The organism is Streptomyces piniterrae, assembly GCF_005048155.1.
Classification (GTDB): Bacteria; Actinomycetota; Actinomycetes; order Streptomycetales; family Streptomycetaceae; genus Streptomyces; species Streptomyces piniterrae.
Window position 1 is genome coordinate 649,670 of record NZ_SUMB01000004.1, and the last position, 15,448, is coordinate 665,117.

Genomic DNA, 15,448 nt, shown 5'->3' on the forward strand with positions numbered 1-15,448 from the left:
CGGCCGGAATCCCCCGTCTGGCCGGGGCCCCCACTTTTCCGGACCGTTCCGGTGCTCCGGACGGCCGCTGATCACGGCGGACGGGCCGCCCCATCCGCGTCACCGCAGGTGGGACGCCCCATTGACGTCGAGGACGGCGCCGGAGGACCAGACCGCCTCGGGCGAGGCGAGATAGTGCACGGCGGCCGCCACATCCCGCGGCGCCGCCACCCGCCCGAACGGGCTCTGCTGCCGAACCTCGTCGGTGATCCGGTCCGCGACCCGCTCGGTCGCCACGAACCCCGGGGCGACCGACGCGACCGCGATCCCGTACGGCGCCAGGTGGACCGCCAGCGACTGGCCCATGGCATGCAGCGCCGCCTTGGCGGCGCCGTACGCCGGGTGGTCCGGCTCGCCGCGGAACGCACCGCGTGAGCCGATGTTGACGATCCGGCCCTCCACCTCGCGCTCGATCATGTTCCGCGCAGCGCAGTAACTCACATGCGCGGCACCCAGCAGATTCACGTCGACGACCCGCCGCCAGGCGTCCTGCCAGTCCTCGAAAGACGTCCGGTCCAGAGGGTGCGCCACATTCGCCGCGGCATTGTTGACCAGCACATCGATGCCGCCGAGCCCGTCCACGGCGGCCCCGACGATCTCGGCCGCGCCGTCCGGGCTGCTGACATCCCCCTGCACCAGGACATGCCCCCTGCCCTCCAGCGCCGCGAACGCCTCCGCCGCCGCCTCCCGCCGCGACGCGTAATGCAGCGCGACCCGGTCCCCGTGCGCGGCGAAGATCTCCGCGACCGCCCGGCCGATCCCCCGCGAGGCACCGGTCACCAGCACCGCGCGGCTCACCGCGCCTCCTCCGACGCAACGAACGAACGGCGCTGACCCCGTTGACCTCTCAGACCTCGTTGACCTCTCAGGCCCTGTTGGCCTCTCGGGCCTCGTTGGCCTCTCAGGCCCCGTTGGCCTCGTTGACTGCGCTGGCTCATAGACATCCCCTGCTCACACCTCGCTGGCGCCGGCAAATGATCATAAGGAATCGTAGGCACCGGGACGGGTGGGAAACGAGGGGCGGGAGGGGCGCCGGTGAGGCCGGAGCAGGGCGATGGAGGCAGGCGACGATGACGCATGAGGCCGCGGCGGTTCCGGGACTGCGGTACGTCGCCGACTGGCTCGCGCCCGATGCCTGCGCGGCCCTGCTCTCCCATATCGACGCCGCGGAATGGTCGACGCGGCTGAGGCGGCGGGTCCAGCACTACGGCCACCGCTACGACTACGGCCGGCGCAGCGTGGCCGCGGATCCGCACGGCGCGCCCGCGCCCCCGATCCCCGAGTGGCTGCGGGAGCATGCCGCGCGCCTGGTCGGCGAGGGCGTGCTGGACCGTGCGGCGGACCAGGTGATCATCAACGAGTACCAGCCGGGGCAGGGCATCAGCGCCCATGTCGACTGCGTCCCCTGCTTCGGGCCGGTCGTCGCCGCGATCTCGCTGGGTTCCGCCTGCGTCATGGACTTCACCCATCCCGAGGACGGCACGAAGGCGGCGCTTCCGCTCGCCCCGGGAAGCCTCTGCGCCATGACCGGCCCGGCGCGGTTCACCTGGCGGCACGCCATCGCCGCCCGCAAGAGCGACCCGGGCGCGGCGGCCCGCATCCCGCGCGGACGGCGGGTCTCGGTCACCTTCCGTACGATGGCCGATCCTGCCGCGGCCCGGTGATAGGCCGTACACCATGCCCTTCAACCACAACGACCACTATCACCGGCTGCTGTTGCGCCGGCTGCCGCGAGATTGCGGTGCCGCACTGGACGTGGGTTGCGGGACCGGCAGGTTCGCGCGTCGGCTCGCCGGGCGCGGGATCGATGTGCGCGCGGTGGATCCATCGGAGGCCGCCCTCACCGAGGCCCGCGCCGCGTCCGGGGAGACGGCGGCCGGCCGGGTCCCCCGCTTCGAGCACGCGGATGTCACCGAGCTCGAACTTCCCACCGGTCACTACGACTTCATCTCCTGCCTGGCCAGCATCCATCACATGCCGTTCGGCACCGTCAGCGCACTGCGCGAGGCGCTCGCGCCCGGTGGCGTCCTGGTGATCCTGGGCTGCTATCGGGAGCAGTCGCCGGCCGACTGGGCCTGGGGCCTGGTGGCCTCTCTGGTGAACGCGGTCGCCAGGCTCGCCATTGGCATCGCGGACGTGGTCCGCCGACCGGCACCCGTGAAGGCGCCGACCCGGCCACCGACGATGCCACTTGCCGAAGTCCGCCGGCAGGCCGCCCTGCTCCTCCCCGGGTGCCGCATCCGCCGATTGCTTTTCTGGCGCTATCTGCTGGTTTTCCGCAAGGACGGCTGACGGCCGCGGCAACCGGTGAGAGAACCCTTTACTTGGCGGTGCGCGAACGGGCCATCTTGGCCGCAAGAGTGCGCGGTGCATGGCGTACGGCCTGCGCATAGGTCTTGTAGCGCCAGCCGGTGATACTGACCGGCCGACCGCGGCCCAGGTCCTTCAGCGCCTGGTCCACGACGTTGTCCGCCTCCAGCCATGCCCACTCCGGCAGGCTGCTGACATCCATTCCGGCGCGCTCCTGGAATTCGGTACGGGTGAATCCCGGGCACAGGGCGATGACCCGGACGCCGTGCGGAGCGAGGTCGACGCGGAGGGATTCGCTGAAGGCCGTCAGCCATGCTTTGGCGGCGCCGTACGTTCCGGTGGGCAGCAGGCTCGCGACGGAGGAGACATTGAGAATGACGCCTCGCCGACGGGCGGTCATACCCGGCACCGCGGCATGGGTGAGCCGAAGCGGGACCTTGGTGAGAAGGTCGAGCATCCGCTCCTCGTCCTCAATGGGACTGTGCGGAAAAGGAGCGGGCAGTCCGAATCCGGCGTTGTTGACGAGGACGTCCACGGGATTCACCGATGAGGCGAGGCGCTCTTCCACCGCTGTGCGACCGGTGGCGTCAAGAAGGTCTGCGGCGATCGTCTCGACGTCGACGCCGTAGCGGGTTCGCAGTTCGTCGGCCGTGCGATCCAGGCGCTCCTTGTTCCGGGCGACCTGCACGAGGTGGAATCCCTTGGCCGCGAACCGGCGGGCGAACGCCGCGCCGATACCGGACGTCGCACCGGTGATAAGGACATTCGTCATGGGCGGACGGGGTTTCCTCTCTCTGGGGGTCTCTGGGGGTCTCTGGGAACTATGGGGACTACGGGGGTCATTCTGGGGCTTTCACACCTGACGCTACGCCCTGTCGGACACCCATCCGATCGTGTCGAGCTGACAGCCGAACGTCTTGAGCAGCGGCGATTCGTACTCCTGGGTCGCCTGCAGAAGGAACGCCTTCTCGTCCGCGAAGTCGCCACTGCCGATCCCCAACTGCTCGGTGGGAGACGGCTTATGGGGAAGCCCGGCGAGCTTTCTCCGGCGGGCTTCCCGCATCACACACGCCAGCACCGCGGCCTCCGTCCTCGGCTCCGGGATGTCCGCCCCGGCCACGAATTCGCGCGCCGCGCTCAGCGTCCCGGGCTCGACATATCCCCGCAACACGACGATCGCGTCGCGGGTTTCGATGACTTTGCGATAGGCGAGAAGTCTCCAGGGAACGAGCGGCCACAGGATTTCCAGGATCCGCGGCCGCGTCTTGGTCAGTGCGACCTGCGGTACCGCGTCCATGAGATCGCGCCAGAGCGGCCACAGACGCCACACCGTTCCGATGTCCACGATGGCGCGGCGGGCCGTGGCGAACGTCGGCACGAGAATGGCCATGGCGCGGAGGAGTGCGTGCGCGCCCATGATGATCGCCATGACGGGCGGAATCCAGTCCGCGCTGGTGAAGAGCCTCACGACATGCCCGACCCAGTAGACGCCGGCGAGCGCGGTGCCGAGGCCGAACAGCCGCAGGCTCGACCTCAGCAGCGGCGGCGCGGTGGACCGGCCGTAACGCCAACACATGGAAACGCAGGCCGTGTTGGCGGTGAGATGGGCGGTGACCAGGATCAGACGGTAGGCGATCGATGTGGGAGCGGGATCCGTACCGGCGAGGGGGAATTCATAGCTGCTGCCGTCCGCCCAGAGCAGTGCGGCCAGGGCGGCAAAGGCCATGCCCATCGCGACATACAGCCGGCCTTCGAATCGCCGGCCGCCCACGGTCATGGTGACGAAGAACAGTACGGCGCCCGCCGACAGCACACCGAAGAAATTCGTCGTGATCTGGATGAGGCGAATGGACTCGCCACTGTCGCGGAACACCTGCTGCACGGCGGAAAGGTTGAGCGTCATGGCCGTCGCGGCCGTCGCCACCGCGAGCCACAGGCCGCGCTGGCTGCGGGACCGCACCGCCGACGGCAAGCGGACCAATACCGCGCCCCATAAGCAGATGGCTCCGACGGTTTGCAGCCACTGCCCGAATTCCGCCGGATCAGGCTTCATGAGAGGAACCCAGACCGAGGCCGGCGCCGAGCCGCGCCAGTACGTCGTCGTCCGCTTGTCCTTGCCGCGGCGGACGGCCCGTGGAATCGATATTGGTGCGCATCAGACTGGCGATCATCTCCGCCTCCCGTTCCTGGGAGGTGGAGTAGTTGGTGCGGCCCAGGAGCCGGCCGATAAGAGCGGGATCCAGGTCCGGCAGGAGTTGAGCGGTCCAGCTGTCATCCGCGTCCGACGCGTGATGGTCGAACAGCATGTGCCCGATCTCGTGCAGCACGATGTGTTCCTGATGCACGCGGGAGGTCTGCTGCTCGTAAAAGATGTGGTCGTCGACCGAGGTGCCCAGCCAGAGGCCGTACGCCCCGGCCATCACCGATTGCATGGGCAGCGGATGGAGATGCAACGGCCGCCCGCGCCGCTCTCCCATATGACGGCATAACGCCTCGATGGAAAAAGGCTGAGGCGGGCTGAATTTGCTGAGTACCGCATTGCATCGGCGACGCAGAGCTATGTCCCTGTACGGCATGCTTAACTTCCCTCGACCCCGTCCGGGGCAACGGCGGTAGGCGTGACACACGGGCTGCCCCCCCCAGGCGTGGTGCCCTTGGTTTTCGACGCACACTACGTCATTCGGGCCGCTTGCGACCCACGCGCGGTTAGTTGAATGGAGAAGCTCAGGCTTTGGGTTTGGCAGGGTCAGCACACTCCGCCGGATTGACGAAGTGGGCCGAGTGGGCGGGGTGGGCGGAGCGGCTGGAGCGGGCGGCGTCGGCCGAGTTCACGGGAATATCGTTACCGGCCGGCAAATTCTGGATCCGGCGGGCTTCGTTCACCATGGTGAGCAACGCGTCCAAACTCGCCGGGGACAGCCCGTCCGCGCGCAGCGCCAGACTGCGGACCCGATTGTCCCGCAGTGCGGTGGCCAATGCCAGTTGGGTATTGACCTTTTCGGTCACCTCGTCATCGAAGAAATAAGCCGGGGGCACACCGAAGAATTCCGCCAGCGCCGCGAGATGCCGCAGCGTCGGATTATCCCGCTGCCCCTTGCGCAACAGCCAGATATAACTGCCGGAGATGGACACACCGTTCGCCGAAATCGCCTGGGCGGCTTCTTCGGTGCTGTACGACCTGCGACCCGCAGGCACCACGGTCCGGAATAGGTGATTGATTTTGTCAGCGAGGCTGGGTCCAGCCGGGCCGGCTGTTCCAGACATGGTCAGCGCCTCCCATCCCCATAGGTTTCCACACTGGCGTGTGGTCCAGGCCATCGTGAACAGAGGTGCGATCAGCGGTCCCGCATCCTACTACCCGTCAACCCGGCGCGGCAGCTTGCCCCAACCGCCCGGAACTTCCCCCTGCTTCACCCGTCTCCCCTCCCGGACATGCGCCGACGGCGATTCCGACATTGAATTCTGAACGTCTGATACACCGCGCCCCACCGCCGCACGCGCGCCGGTCCCCGTCGGGAGCACGCATGCCGTTGCCGAAGACCCCGAACGCCCCTGCCGCGCCCGGCGCGCCCCGTCCCAAAGGCGCGCTTCGGCGTCTCGGGGAGTGGTGCGCCCGCCACTTCGTCGTCGTCATCGTCCTGTGGCTGGCCGCCCTGGCCGCCCTTCAGATCCTCCAGCACGCGTACGGCGGCGACTATTCCGACAACTTCTCCCTCCCCGGCACCCAGTCCTCCGAGGGCCGCGACGTACTCAAGGCGCACGAGCCGCAGGCCGGCGGCTACAGCGCCCAGGTGGTGCTGCACGACGCCTCGCGTCCGCTGACCGACTTCAGCGGCCAGATCAACACCGCCGTCGGCTCCCTGTCGAAGCTCCCGGATGTGCTGTCCGCGCAGAACCCGCTGCCCCCGCCCGGCTCTCCGCCGGCGAAGCCGCCGCCGGGCACCCAGAACGTCGGCCCGCTCTCCTCCGACGGCCGGACGGCGTACATCACCATGCGTTTCTCCGTCCAGCCGTCCACCCTGGGCGCCGGCTATCTGGACGGCGTCGACCGTGCCGTACAGCCGCTGCGTTCCGCGGGCGTGCAGGTGGAGTACGGCGGGCCGTTGGGCGAGCTGGCCCGGCCCAAGGCCAACGACCGGATCAGCGAGGCGATCGGCTTCGGGGTGGCGATCGTGGTGCTGCTGATCGGCTTCGGCAGTGTCCTGGCAGCCGTGATTCCGCTGCTGACCGCGCTGATCGGGGTGGTCTGCGGGCTGGCCGTGCTGGGAATGCTCGCCGCCGCCTTCACCTTCGCCACCGTCTCCCCCACCCTGGCCACGATGATCGGCCTCGGCGTGGGTATCGACTACGCGCTGTTCCTGATCACCCGGCACCGGCAGAACCTGATGGGCGGTACGGATCCGGTCACCGCCGCGGGCCGGGCGGTCGCGACCAGCGGGCGGGCGGTGCTGGTGTCCGGCTGCACGGTCATCATCGCGCTGACCGGACTGACGGTCTCGGGTGTCAGCTTCATCGGGAAATTGGGCGCGGCCGCCGCCGTCACCGTCGTCTCCGCGGTGCTCGGCGCGCTCACCCTGGTGCCCGCGCTGCTCGGGCTGGCCGGCCGCCATATCGACCGGCTGCGGGTACGCAATCCCATCGCGGAGACGGACGCCGAGCCCGGCGAAGAAGCACACGGCACCTGGCACCGTTACGCGCAACGGGTGGAGCGCCGCCCGTGGTGGTTCCTGACGGGCGGCGTGATCACCGTGGCCGTCCTGGCCATCCCGCTCTTCTCGATCCAACTCGGGCACATCGGCGACGGCGCCGACCCCAAGTCCTTCACCGACCGGCGCGCCTTCGACCTGATGTCCGCGGCGTTCGGTCCCGGCTCCAACGGGCCGTTGACGCTGGTCATCGACCAGTCCGGGGTCCCGCAGGCGGACCGTGCCGCGCTGGCGTCGCAGGCGCAGAAGGCGCTCACCGATGTGCCGGACGCGGCCACCATCACCCCGCTCAAGCCCACCTCGGACGGCGACGTACTGACCGCGACCGCGTACTCCACCCAGGCTCCGCAGGACGCGACGACCACGGATCTGACCAACCATCTGAAGGACGACATCCTGCCGCAAGCCGTGCACGGCACCGACGCGCACGGCTATGTGACCGGCACGACCGCTTCCCAGGTGGACTTCCTCGACATCGTCTCCAGCCGCCTCCCGCTGATCATCGCCGTCGTCGTCGGCCTCGCCTTCCTCATCATCCTGACCGTCTTCCGCGGACTGCTGGTCGCTGTGAAGGCCGCGATCCTCAACGTCCTTTCCATCGCCGCCTCGTACGGGGTGGTGGTGGCCGTCTTCCAGTGGGGCTGGGGCGGGCCGGAGCTCGGGGTTTCGGGCACCGTGCCGATCGAGAGCTACGTACCGATGATGATGTTCGCGATCGTCTTCGGGCTGAGCATGGACTACGAGATCTTCCTGCTGTCGCGGGTCCATGAGGCATGGCTGCGGACCGGCGATTCCAAGGCGAGCGTCGCGCACGCCCTGGAGATCACCGCCCGGGTGATCACCTGCGCCGCGCTGATCATGGTGAGCGTGTTCGCCGCGTTCATCGTCAGCGACAACATCGTGGTGAAGATGCTGGGCCTGGGCCTGGCCGTGAGCGTACTGATCGACGCCACCGTGGTCAGGCTGCTGCTGGTCCCCGCGGTGATGACACTGCTCGGCCCGGCGGCCTGGTGGACCCCCCGCCTCCTGGACCGGATCCTGCCGCACGTGGACACGGAGGGGGCGGCGGAGGACCGGGCTGGCGGGGCGTAGCGGGCCGGCGCTGCGGGAATCCCGCGCTACGAGAATCCGACGCTGCGAGAATCCCCCGCCACGGGAATCGGGCGCCACGGGGGTCCCCCGCTACGGGAATACCGCCCCGCGCCCCCGCGTTGTGGCCCCGCAGGGGGGCCTCCGATCCCCTAGGGGATCTGTTCGACTGCCCCCTAGGGGTTCCGTTCGACCACCCCGATACGGCGCCCGGTCGCCCGCCCCCGGCACGCCCCGCCCCCGCCCCCCGCGCCCGATCTGCGCGCCCGCCCGCCTCCCCCGATCATCGAAGCATGGCCCCGACCGCCGACGGTGGCTTCGCCCCGTATCCCGTGATCCGGCCGATGCTGGCCACCGTCGGTCAGCTGCCGCCCGAGGGCGACGACGCGGCGTGGGCGTTCGAGGCCAAATGGGACGGGGCGCGCTGCATCGTCAATACGCCCGGCGACGGCACGATCCGGCTGATCACCCGGGCCGGCAACGACGCGACGACGACCTACCCCGAGCTCGCCGACCTGGGCGGGCAGCTGCACGGCCCGGCCGCCGTTCTCGACGGCGAAGTGGTGGTGCTGGACGCACGGGGACGGCCCGACTTCGGGCTGTTGCAGCGTCGTATGGGTGTGGTGAACCCGCGCCGTACGGCCCGGCTGGCGATGGAGCACCCCGTTCATCTCGTGCTGTTCGACGTCATGTACCTGGGCCGGTCGCTGCTCGACGCGCCGTACCACGAGCGCCGGTCCGTGCTCTATGGGCTGGGCCTGCGCGGCCCGAACTGGTCGGTGCCCGCGCATATGGAGGGTCATGGACGGCAGGCGTGGGAGGCGTCGCTGCGGGGCGGCATCGAGGGAGTCGTGGCGAAGAAGCTGAACTCGGTGTACACGCCCGGGGTCCGGTCACCCGACTGGCGCAAGACGAAGCATCTGCAGACGCTCGACGTGATCATCGGCGGCTGGACGGAGGGCCATGGCGCGCTCGCCGGTCTGCCGGGCGCGGTCCTGGTCGGCATCGAGGACCCGTTGGGGCTGCGGTACGTCGGCTCCGTCGGGTCGGGCCTCTCCGACCGGGAACGCCACGACCTCGCGCAGTACCTGAGCGTGATCGCACGCCCCCAGTCCCCGTTCAGCAACCCGGTGGACCTCGCGGGCGTGCACTGGGCCGAGCCCCGGCTCGTCGCGGAGATCTCCCTCTCGGGCTGGACCTCCGCCGGCCGGCTGCGGCACCCGATCTGGCACCGGTTGCGGCCCGATCTGACGCGGCTGTGACGCCGGTCGGGCGCGGCCTTGAGGCAGGGACGGCTGCCCCTCGGCTGCTTTCCTCAGCTGCTTCCCCTGGCAGCGCTCACCTCACGGGTGGCAGAACTCCGCGGCGGCGATCGATCCGCCGTCGTTCTCGTCGTCGGTGCCCAGGATTCCCTCGCGGGAGCCCGGAAGACAGGCGAGCGCTTCGATCTTGTGCCTCGGGAACGTGCCGAGGCGCCGCGGCCCGTCGGCGACATGCAGCCGGACTTCGCCGCCGACGGAAATGCGCCCGGCGTGGTAGAGCGCGGAGTCGTACGGGCCGTCGTCGCCCGGGTCCGAGGCCGAGGAGACCGTCAGCGCACCGGTGGCGGAGAGCTTCACATCGGAGATATGCCGCACATCGTCGGCCGGGTAGGGCACCGTGAATTCCGCGGAATCGGGCTCGCCGAATGTGTTCGTGCGCGGGTTCCATTCCGCCGCCGAGAGTTTCGCCGGCCGGTCGTCCTGACCGCGGTCCGCCCAGACCGCGGCAATGGTGCCGTGGACCGCCTTCAGTGCGAATCCCTCATAGTTCGCGTCCGGGGAAGCACCGGGCAGCGAGAATTCCTGCGCTACGTGCACGGTGTCCCCGTCCCGGTGGATTCGGTACGCCTTTCCGCTGCTCGCGAGGGCCACGTACTCGTCGTCCCGGCCCGGTACGGCGTCGATCGCCTCCAGGTCCACCGGCGGCTCCCCGGCCCAGGCGACGGGGCGCACCCGCGGCTTGGCGTCCGGGGCGTAACGCACCGCCACCAGCCGGTTCTGCCCTGGCTCCTTGTTGTCGCGTACGGCGAGCGTGTCCACCGTGTCGCCGTCGCGGGCGGCTATGGCGATCCCGCTGATGCCCGAGGTGATGCCGTCGCCGATGGGCTGCCAGCCGTCCGCCGCCGGAATTTCGGATGACGGAACTTTGGCGGACGGAATTCCGGTCGAGGGAACGGGAGATTGGGCGATGGCGGTGGGCGCGATGAGCGCGGCACCGAGAACGGCCGCGGCCACACCGAGTGCTTTCTTCGTCATCGATCGATTGTAAGGCGGACTCTTTATGGCCGCCCGCCCTGTCGGACTACGCGTCAGATCAGCGGTGAGCATGGGCGGTTGACTCCGCACCAATTCGTAGCGGCACGAGAACCCTCTGTACACGGGAGGGAGATGGTTATGCGAAATGACAGGAAATAGGTGTGACACAAGAGCAACAGACAGCAAGAGGCAGCAAGCGGCAACAATCCGGGCGGCGCGGAAGGGGATAGGCAAGTCACCAGCGGTACTCGCCCGGTCGCCGAAACGAGATCATCTGCCGTCCCATCCGCATCATGAGATCCTGAGATCGGTGCGACCGGAGCTTCCCGCGAGCGTGCCGTGCGCCCGGGCTCCCGGTCCGCCGCGAGCCGCGCGAGGAGTGAGTCCCATGAGGATGGTCCTGAAGGCCCAGATACCTGTCGAGGCGGGCAACGAGGCGATCCGGAACGGCACCATGTCGAAGGTCATCGAGAGCGCGTTGGAGAGCATCAAGCCGGAGGCGGCGTACTTCACGACCGATGACGGCTATCGCACCGCGTTCCTCTACTTCGACATGCAGGATTCGTCGCAGATGCCGGTCGTCGCCGAATCCTTCTTCCTCGACATGAACGCCAATGTCACGATCAAGCCGGTGATGAACACGGACGACCTGCGCAAGGGCCTCAAGGCGATGCAGGGCGGCATCTGACCCGGCATCTGACCCACGGCGGTCTCGACGGTCTCGGTACCGGCGGCCGGACATCCCGTCTGCCGCCGGTCACCCGGTGGTTCCCCGGTGGTTCCCAGAATGACTCCGCAGACGGTTCCGTAAATGGCCCCGTAGATGCTTCCGTTTGGAGCAAAACGAGGATCCTCACTACGATCCGGCGATGATCATAAGAAAATGGCTGGCGGCCGCCGTGTGCGGCCTGGTCGCCGCCCTGGCCGCCGGGCCCGCCGCGGCCGACGAACCGGATGCGGAACCCGCCCCGAAGCCCGCCCCCAAGGTGGAGTTGGTGCTCGACGTCAGCGGCTCCATGCGGGCGCGGGACATCGACGGGCAGAGCCGGATGGCGGCCGCGAAGCAGGCGTTCAACGAGGTGCTGGACGCGGTGCCGGAAGAGGTGCAGCTCGGCATCCGTACCCTCGGTGCCAACTACCCCGGCACGGACCGTAAGACGGGCTGCAAGGACACCAAGCAGCTCTACCCGGTGGGGCCGCTCGACCGGACCGAGGCGAAGACCGCGGTGGCGACACTCGCCCCCACCGGTTGGACGCCGATCGGCCCGGCCCTGCTCGCCTCGGCCGACGACCTCAAGGGCGGCGACGCGACCCGCCGGATCGTCCTCATCACGGACGGCGAGGACACCTGCGCCCCGCTCGACCCGTGCGAAGTGGCGCGCGACATCGCCGCCAAGGGCATCCATCTGACCATCGACACCCTCGGACTGCTGCCGAACGCCAAGACCCGCAGCCAGCTGAGCTGCATCGCCGAGGCCACCGGCGGCACCTACACCTCCGTGCAGCACAAGGCGCAACTCCGCGACCGAGTCCATCAGTTGGTGGACCGAGCCGCCGACCCGGTCGTCACACCGGTGGCGACCGAGGGTGCGCAGGAGTGTGCCGGCGCCCCGAAGCTCAAGCCCGGTCTCTACAGCGACCGCGAGAAGTTCGCCGAGCACCGCTGGTACCGGGTGGATGTGCTGCCCGGACAGGAGCTGCGGGCGTCGGTGAGCGTCGCCGCGGACCGTGCGGTCAACAAGGACTACGGCGTCCTGCTGCGCGCCTCGACCGTGCACGGCCGGGAGATCGTCCGCGGCTCGGAGGCGGGCAGCGGCCGCACCGACGTGATCTCGTCCGGCCTGCGCTACCCGAAGGCCGAAGCGGACGACGCGGACCTGGACGAGGACGGGAAGCCCGCGGCGGAGACCGTCTGCCTCCAGGTCAGCAACTCCTTCTCGGCCCCCGCGTCCGTGAAGACCTCGCCGGGCCTGCCCGTCGAGCTCACGGTTGACGTGGTCGACGCGCCCGACGACGCCTCCGACGTGGCGTCCTTCGGGCTCGGCCACGGCTGGTGGCTGCTGGGCGTCATGGCCGTCGTCGGCCTTCTGGCCGGTCTGCTGTGGGGCTGGATCTCCCGCTGGCGCGTCACCGTATGGAGGACCAACTGATGCGTACCGTACGGATATTGACGAGCCTGCTGCTGGTGGGCGGCGGCATCTTCGGCGCCGTGGGCACTGCCGCGGCGGACGACCCCTCGGACGCCCCTTCGGACAGCGGCGCGTCGGGGAGCCCGAGTCCCGGCGCGAGCGACGGCGCCAACGGCCCGACCGAGGCGGGCACGTCCTTCCGCACCGCGGCCAAAATGAAGCCGGACCAGCGGGCCGTGGCCGACGCGTCCACCGGCGACTACCTCTACTGGACGCTCCCTCTGGACAGCGGTCAACGCGCCACGGTGAAGGCCAAGGTGAAGCTGCCGGAGACCGCCCGGCACGGTGCCGCCACCTGGCAGCTCGACGTATATGACGGGCTGCGCCGCCGGCAGGCGTGCACCTACGGCGCGCAGAGCAGGGCGGCCGCCAAGGACGCCGGCTCCGTGGAGCTGTCCTGCACGCTGCGCCCGGTGCGCGCCTGGGCCGATCAGTGGGCGAACGATCCGCTGCCGGGCAGCTATTACGTGCGTCTGACGGTCGTCGACCTGCCGCAGGAGGACCTCGGCCTGCCGGTGCACGCCGAGGTCGAGGCCACCGCGACCGACGCGGGCGGCGGCCAGGCGGTGGACGGTGCGCTCGCCGCTCCGTTGGTGCCGGGCATCGGCGCCCACACCGGCGCGGCACAGCCGGAGGGCAGCGGATCGCCGTCCGCCGACGGCGAGGCACAGGAAGACGAGGACGGTACGGCGAAGCAGTCCGCCGCCCTCGGCGAGCCGGACGGCGGCTGGTCCTCCGGCTGGTGGTCCGACCGCTGGATCTGGACCGCGGCGGGCGGGCTGCTCGCCGCTCTCGCGGGCATCGCGGGCTACTCGGTCACGCGGGGATCCGGTCGCCCGTCGCGGGTGCCGCCGGGCGCCTGACAGGGGGGAGCGGCCGCGGCCCGCGCGCCGCGGCCGCTCCCGTCACGCACCCGACCGTCAACTAACGGTTGACGCCCGCCCATCGTCAACCTACCGTTGACGCATGACGAAACCAGTCCAAGTGACGAACCCCGTCCGCCTCGACGACCTCATCGAGGCCATCAAGAAGGTTCATTCCGACGCCCTCGACCAGCTCTCCGACGCGGTCATCGCCGCGGACCACCTCGGTGACGTCGCCGACCATCTGATCGGTCACTTCGTGGACCAGGCACGACGCTCGGGCGCCTCCTGGACGGACATCGGCAGGAGCATGGGCGTCTCCAAGCAGGCCGCCCAGAAGCGATTCGTCCCGAAGGACCCCGGCCCGTCCGCGGCCCTCGACCCCAGCCAGGGATTCGGCCGGTTCACCGATCGGGCCCGGAACGTCGTGGTGGCCTCACAGAAAGAGGCCCGGGATGCGGGGAACGACGAAATCCGCACCGAACACGTGGTGTTGGGGCTCCTCTGCGAACCCGAAGCGGTCGCCGCGAAGGTGATCACGACACAGGGCGTGACGCTGGACGCCGTACGGGAGGCGGCCACGGCGACGCTGCCCGCGGCGGCGGAGCAGGTGCCCCACCTCATTCCGTTCGACACACAGGCCCGCAAGGCGCTGGAGCTGACCTTCCGGGAGGCCGTGCGGCTGGCCCACAACTACGTCGGGACCGAGCACATCCTGCTCGCCCTGCTGGAACTCGAGGACGGCCAGGGCACACTGGCCGGACTCGGGATCGAAAAGGCGGCCACGGAAGCACACATCGCGGAGGTGCTGGGCGAAGCCTGACGCGGTCGCACGAAGGGGCTGGTCACCTCGCCGGTGACCAGCCCTCGCCGGGCGGGGTCGCCGGTCGATCACCCCACCGCCCCCACCGCCAGCAACGCCGAATGCGGCAACACCAGCCGCCCGTCCGCCTCCATGAACTCCTCGGCCAGCACGCCCAGTTGATGCCTGATCCGCTCGATCACCGCAGGGGGCTGGCTGATCACGATCTGGCCGATGGACGCCACTCCGGCGGCCGGGCCGCGCCACCACTCCTCGATCGTCGTGCGGTGGTTCCAGGACAGCTGCCGGCAGGTCACCTCAGCCAGGTCCGCGGCGCGCAGCAGCGTCGCGAGGCCGTGTGCGGTCCGCGGGAAGTCGTCCTCCGGAGCGAGGGTGGGCAGATGCGCGGGGCGGACCGCACCGGCCGCCTGTACGGCGCGGCCGAGGAGCGCCTGGCCCGGCGCGGCGGGGGCCGCCCAGATCGTCAGCGCGATACGGCCGCCCGGCGCGGTCACCCGGCGCAGTTCGCGGAGCGCCGCCGCGGGCCGCCCGACGTGGTTGAGGACGAAGTTCCCGATGACGGCGTCGAACTCCCCGTCGGGGAAGGGGAGATGCGGCAGGGCGGCGGTACGGACGTCCGCGTCGGGGACCGCGCGGGCGGCACTCCGGACCATCTCCGGTTCGGCGTCCACGGCGGTCACCCGTGCCGCGCGGGCGCGGGCCGCCGCGGCGACCGAGCCCGTCCCCGTCCCGACGTCCAGCACGCGGGTGCCCTCGCCGACCCCGGCCGCGTCCAGCAGTCGCGGAACCGGGTACGCGCAGAGCCTGGCGAACCCGGCCGCGTACGCCTCCGCGCTCCCCGCCCACGTACGTCGCTCGCTCTCGTCAAATGGCGTTTCCGGCACCGCTGCCCTTCCCTCGTCCACTGTCACCCACTCGCGCCCCATGCCTCGCTCCGCGTCTCGCCCCGCCTCTCACCCACATGGATGGATGAACGGCCGGAGGTAGAGGTTCCGCCGAGCGTTGCCCGAGCGCCGTCCGGGCGCGGTACGGGTGCGGTACGGGTGCGGACCCCGCGCCCGCCAATTCCCTTGGCCGCGGCGGGAGTCGACCCGCACGGCAAGCGCGCCGTCTCGGCCATGCCGGTCGACGT

At 70.0% G+C, this 15,448-nt stretch carries 15 protein-coding genes; 8 read left to right on the plus strand and 7 right to left on the minus strand.

Annotated elements, in window-relative coordinates; translation table 11 throughout:
- Window positions 1-99: 99 nt before the first annotated feature.
- Complete coding sequence (locus FCH28_RS15440; protein ID WP_136740431.1) at window positions 100-837, minus strand: SDR family NAD(P)-dependent oxidoreductase; 738 nt, start codon at window positions 835-837, stop codon at window positions 100-102.
- Between the two features lie 272 nt (window positions 838-1,109).
- Between FCH28_RS15440 and FCH28_RS15445 the strand changes: the two genes are divergently transcribed.
- Together FCH28_RS15445 and FCH28_RS15450 are read left to right on the plus strand one after the other, a co-directional pair.
- On the plus strand, window positions 1,110-1,703 hold the full coding sequence (locus tag FCH28_RS15445) for an alpha-ketoglutarate-dependent dioxygenase AlkB (protein ID WP_136740432.1): 594 nt from the start codon (window positions 1,110-1,112) through the stop codon (window positions 1,701-1,703).
- A 13-nt stretch (window positions 1,704-1,716) separates the two neighbouring features.
- Window positions 1,717-2,331 (plus strand): class I SAM-dependent methyltransferase, encoded by a 615-nt coding sequence (locus FCH28_RS15450; protein WP_136740433.1) that lies wholly within the window; start codon window positions 1,717-1,719, stop codon window positions 2,329-2,331.
- 28 nt (window positions 2,332-2,359) lie between these two features.
- Here FCH28_RS15450 and FCH28_RS15455 read toward each other — a convergent pair whose 3' ends face one another.
- From FCH28_RS15455 to FCH28_RS15470, 4 genes are all read right to left on the minus strand, one after another.
- Complete coding sequence (locus FCH28_RS15455) at window positions 2,360-3,121, minus strand: SDR family NAD(P)-dependent oxidoreductase (RefSeq protein WP_136740434.1); 762 nt, start codon at window positions 3,119-3,121, stop codon at window positions 2,360-2,362.
- A gap of 93 nt (window positions 3,122-3,214) precedes the next feature.
- Entirely contained in the window at window positions 3,215-4,402 is a 1,188-nt protein-coding gene (locus tag FCH28_RS15460) for an MAB_1171c family putative transporter (protein WP_136740435.1), read from the minus strand.
- The gene (locus FCH28_RS15465; RefSeq protein WP_246102870.1) at window positions 4,392-4,925 is read right to left on the minus strand and encodes a hypothetical protein; all 534 of its coding nucleotides are present in this window, start codon (window positions 4,923-4,925) and stop codon (window positions 4,392-4,394) included. The genes FCH28_RS15460 and FCH28_RS15465 overlap by 11 nt, the downstream gene beginning before the upstream one ends.
- 148 nt (window positions 4,926-5,073) lie before the next feature.
- A complete protein-coding gene (locus tag FCH28_RS15470; protein WP_246102872.1) occupies window positions 5,074-5,613 on the minus strand; it encodes a helix-turn-helix domain-containing protein in 540 nt (179 codons plus the stop codon).
- Between the two features lie 260 nt (window positions 5,614-5,873).
- Between FCH28_RS15470 and FCH28_RS15475 the strand changes: the two genes are divergently transcribed.
- Window positions 5,874-8,147, plus strand: coding sequence for an MMPL family transporter (locus FCH28_RS15475; protein WP_136740436.1), 2,274 nt, complete (start codon window positions 5,874-5,876; stop codon window positions 8,145-8,147).
- A 290-nt stretch (window positions 8,148-8,437) separates the two neighbouring features.
- Entirely contained in the window at window positions 8,438-9,406 is a 969-nt protein-coding gene (gene ligD / locus FCH28_RS15480) for a non-homologous end-joining DNA ligase (RefSeq protein ID WP_136740437.1), read from the plus strand.
- An 81-nt stretch (window positions 9,407-9,487) separates the two neighbouring features.
- Here ligD and FCH28_RS15485 read toward each other — a convergent pair whose 3' ends face one another.
- Window positions 9,488-10,441 carry a hypothetical protein gene (locus tag FCH28_RS15485; protein WP_222852427.1) on the minus strand — a complete coding sequence of 318 codons (954 nt, stop codon included), beginning with the start codon at window positions 10,439-10,441 and terminating at the stop codon, window positions 9,488-9,490.
- Window positions 10,442-10,829: 388 nt separating this feature from the next.
- Between FCH28_RS15485 and FCH28_RS15490 the strand changes: the two genes are divergently transcribed.
- The 4 genes from FCH28_RS15490 to FCH28_RS15505 all read left to right on the plus strand — a co-directional run bounded on the left by FCH28_RS15490 (window position 10,830) and on the right by FCH28_RS15505 (window position 14,316).
- The gene (locus FCH28_RS15490; protein WP_136740438.1) at window positions 10,830-11,129 is read left to right on the plus strand and encodes a hypothetical protein; all 300 of its coding nucleotides are present in this window, start codon (window positions 10,830-10,832) and stop codon (window positions 11,127-11,129) included.
- 181 nt (window positions 11,130-11,310) lie between these two features.
- Window positions 11,311-12,591 (plus strand): VWA domain-containing protein, encoded by a 1,281-nt coding sequence (locus FCH28_RS15495; RefSeq protein ID WP_136740439.1) that lies wholly within the window; start codon window positions 11,311-11,313, stop codon window positions 12,589-12,591.
- Window positions 12,591-13,493 carry a hypothetical protein gene (locus FCH28_RS15500; protein WP_136740440.1) on the plus strand — a complete coding sequence of 301 codons (903 nt, stop codon included), beginning with the start codon at window positions 12,591-12,593 and terminating at the stop codon, window positions 13,491-13,493. Before FCH28_RS15495 ends, FCH28_RS15500 begins: the two co-directional genes overlap by 1 nt.
- A gap of 103 nt (window positions 13,494-13,596) precedes the next feature.
- The gene (locus FCH28_RS15505) at window positions 13,597-14,316 is read left to right on the plus strand and encodes a Clp protease N-terminal domain-containing protein (protein WP_136740441.1); all 720 of its coding nucleotides are present in this window, start codon (window positions 13,597-13,599) and stop codon (window positions 14,314-14,316) included.
- 68 nt (window positions 14,317-14,384) lie between these two features.
- Here the strand turns inward: FCH28_RS15505 and FCH28_RS15510 are convergent, their stop codons facing one another.
- Window positions 14,385-15,242 carry a class I SAM-dependent methyltransferase gene (locus FCH28_RS15510; protein WP_136740442.1) on the minus strand — a complete coding sequence of 286 codons (858 nt, stop codon included), beginning with the start codon at window positions 15,240-15,242 and terminating at the stop codon, window positions 14,385-14,387.
- Between the last annotated feature and the right edge of the window lie 206 nt (window positions 15,243-15,448).

What these genes read in the sequence shown, in the direction of transcription:
- FCH28_RS15445 (WP_136740432.1), top strand. Translation starts at nt 1,110, where the DNA reads ATGACGCATGAGGCCGCGGCGGTTCCGGGACTGCGGTACGTCGCCGAC.
- FCH28_RS15450 (WP_136740433.1), top strand. Translation starts at nt 1,717, where the DNA reads ATGCCCTTCAACCACAACGACCACTATCACCGGCTGCTGTTGCGCCGG.
- FCH28_RS15455 (WP_136740434.1), bottom strand. Translation starts at nt 3,121, where the DNA reads ATGACGAATGTCCTTATCACCGGTGCGACGTCCGGTATCGGCGCGGCG.
- FCH28_RS15460 (WP_136740435.1), bottom strand. Translation starts at nt 4,402, where the DNA reads ATGAAGCCTGATCCGGCGGAATTCGGGCAGTGGCTGCAAACCGTCGGA.
- FCH28_RS15465 (WP_246102870.1), bottom strand. Translation starts at nt 4,925, where the DNA reads ATGCCGTACAGGGACATAGCTCTGCGTCGCCGATGCAATGCGGTACTC.
- FCH28_RS15470 (WP_246102872.1), bottom strand. Translation starts at nt 5,613, where the DNA reads ATGTCTGGAACAGCCGGCCCGGCTGGACCCAGCCTCGCTGACAAAATC.
- FCH28_RS15475 (WP_136740436.1), top strand. Translation starts at nt 5,874, where the DNA reads ATGCCGTTGCCGAAGACCCCGAACGCCCCTGCCGCGCCCGGCGCGCCC.
- ligD (WP_136740437.1), top strand. Translation starts at nt 8,438, where the DNA reads ATGGCCCCGACCGCCGACGGTGGCTTCGCCCCGTATCCCGTGATCCGG.
- FCH28_RS15485 (WP_222852427.1), bottom strand. Translation starts at nt 10,441, where the DNA reads ATGACGAAGAAAGCACTCGGTGTGGCCGCGGCCGTTCTCGGTGCCGCG.
- FCH28_RS15490 (WP_136740438.1), top strand. Translation starts at nt 10,830, where the DNA reads ATGAGGATGGTCCTGAAGGCCCAGATACCTGTCGAGGCGGGCAACGAG.
- FCH28_RS15495 (WP_136740439.1), top strand. Translation starts at nt 11,311, where the DNA reads ATGATCATAAGAAAATGGCTGGCGGCCGCCGTGTGCGGCCTGGTCGCC.
- FCH28_RS15500 (WP_136740440.1), top strand. Translation starts at nt 12,591, where the DNA reads ATGCGTACCGTACGGATATTGACGAGCCTGCTGCTGGTGGGCGGCGGC.
- FCH28_RS15505 (WP_136740441.1), top strand. Translation starts at nt 13,597, where the DNA reads ATGACGAAACCAGTCCAAGTGACGAACCCCGTCCGCCTCGACGACCTC.
- FCH28_RS15510 (WP_136740442.1), bottom strand. Translation starts at nt 15,242, where the DNA reads ATGGGGCGCGAGTGGGTGACAGTGGACGAGGGAAGGGCAGCGGTGCCG.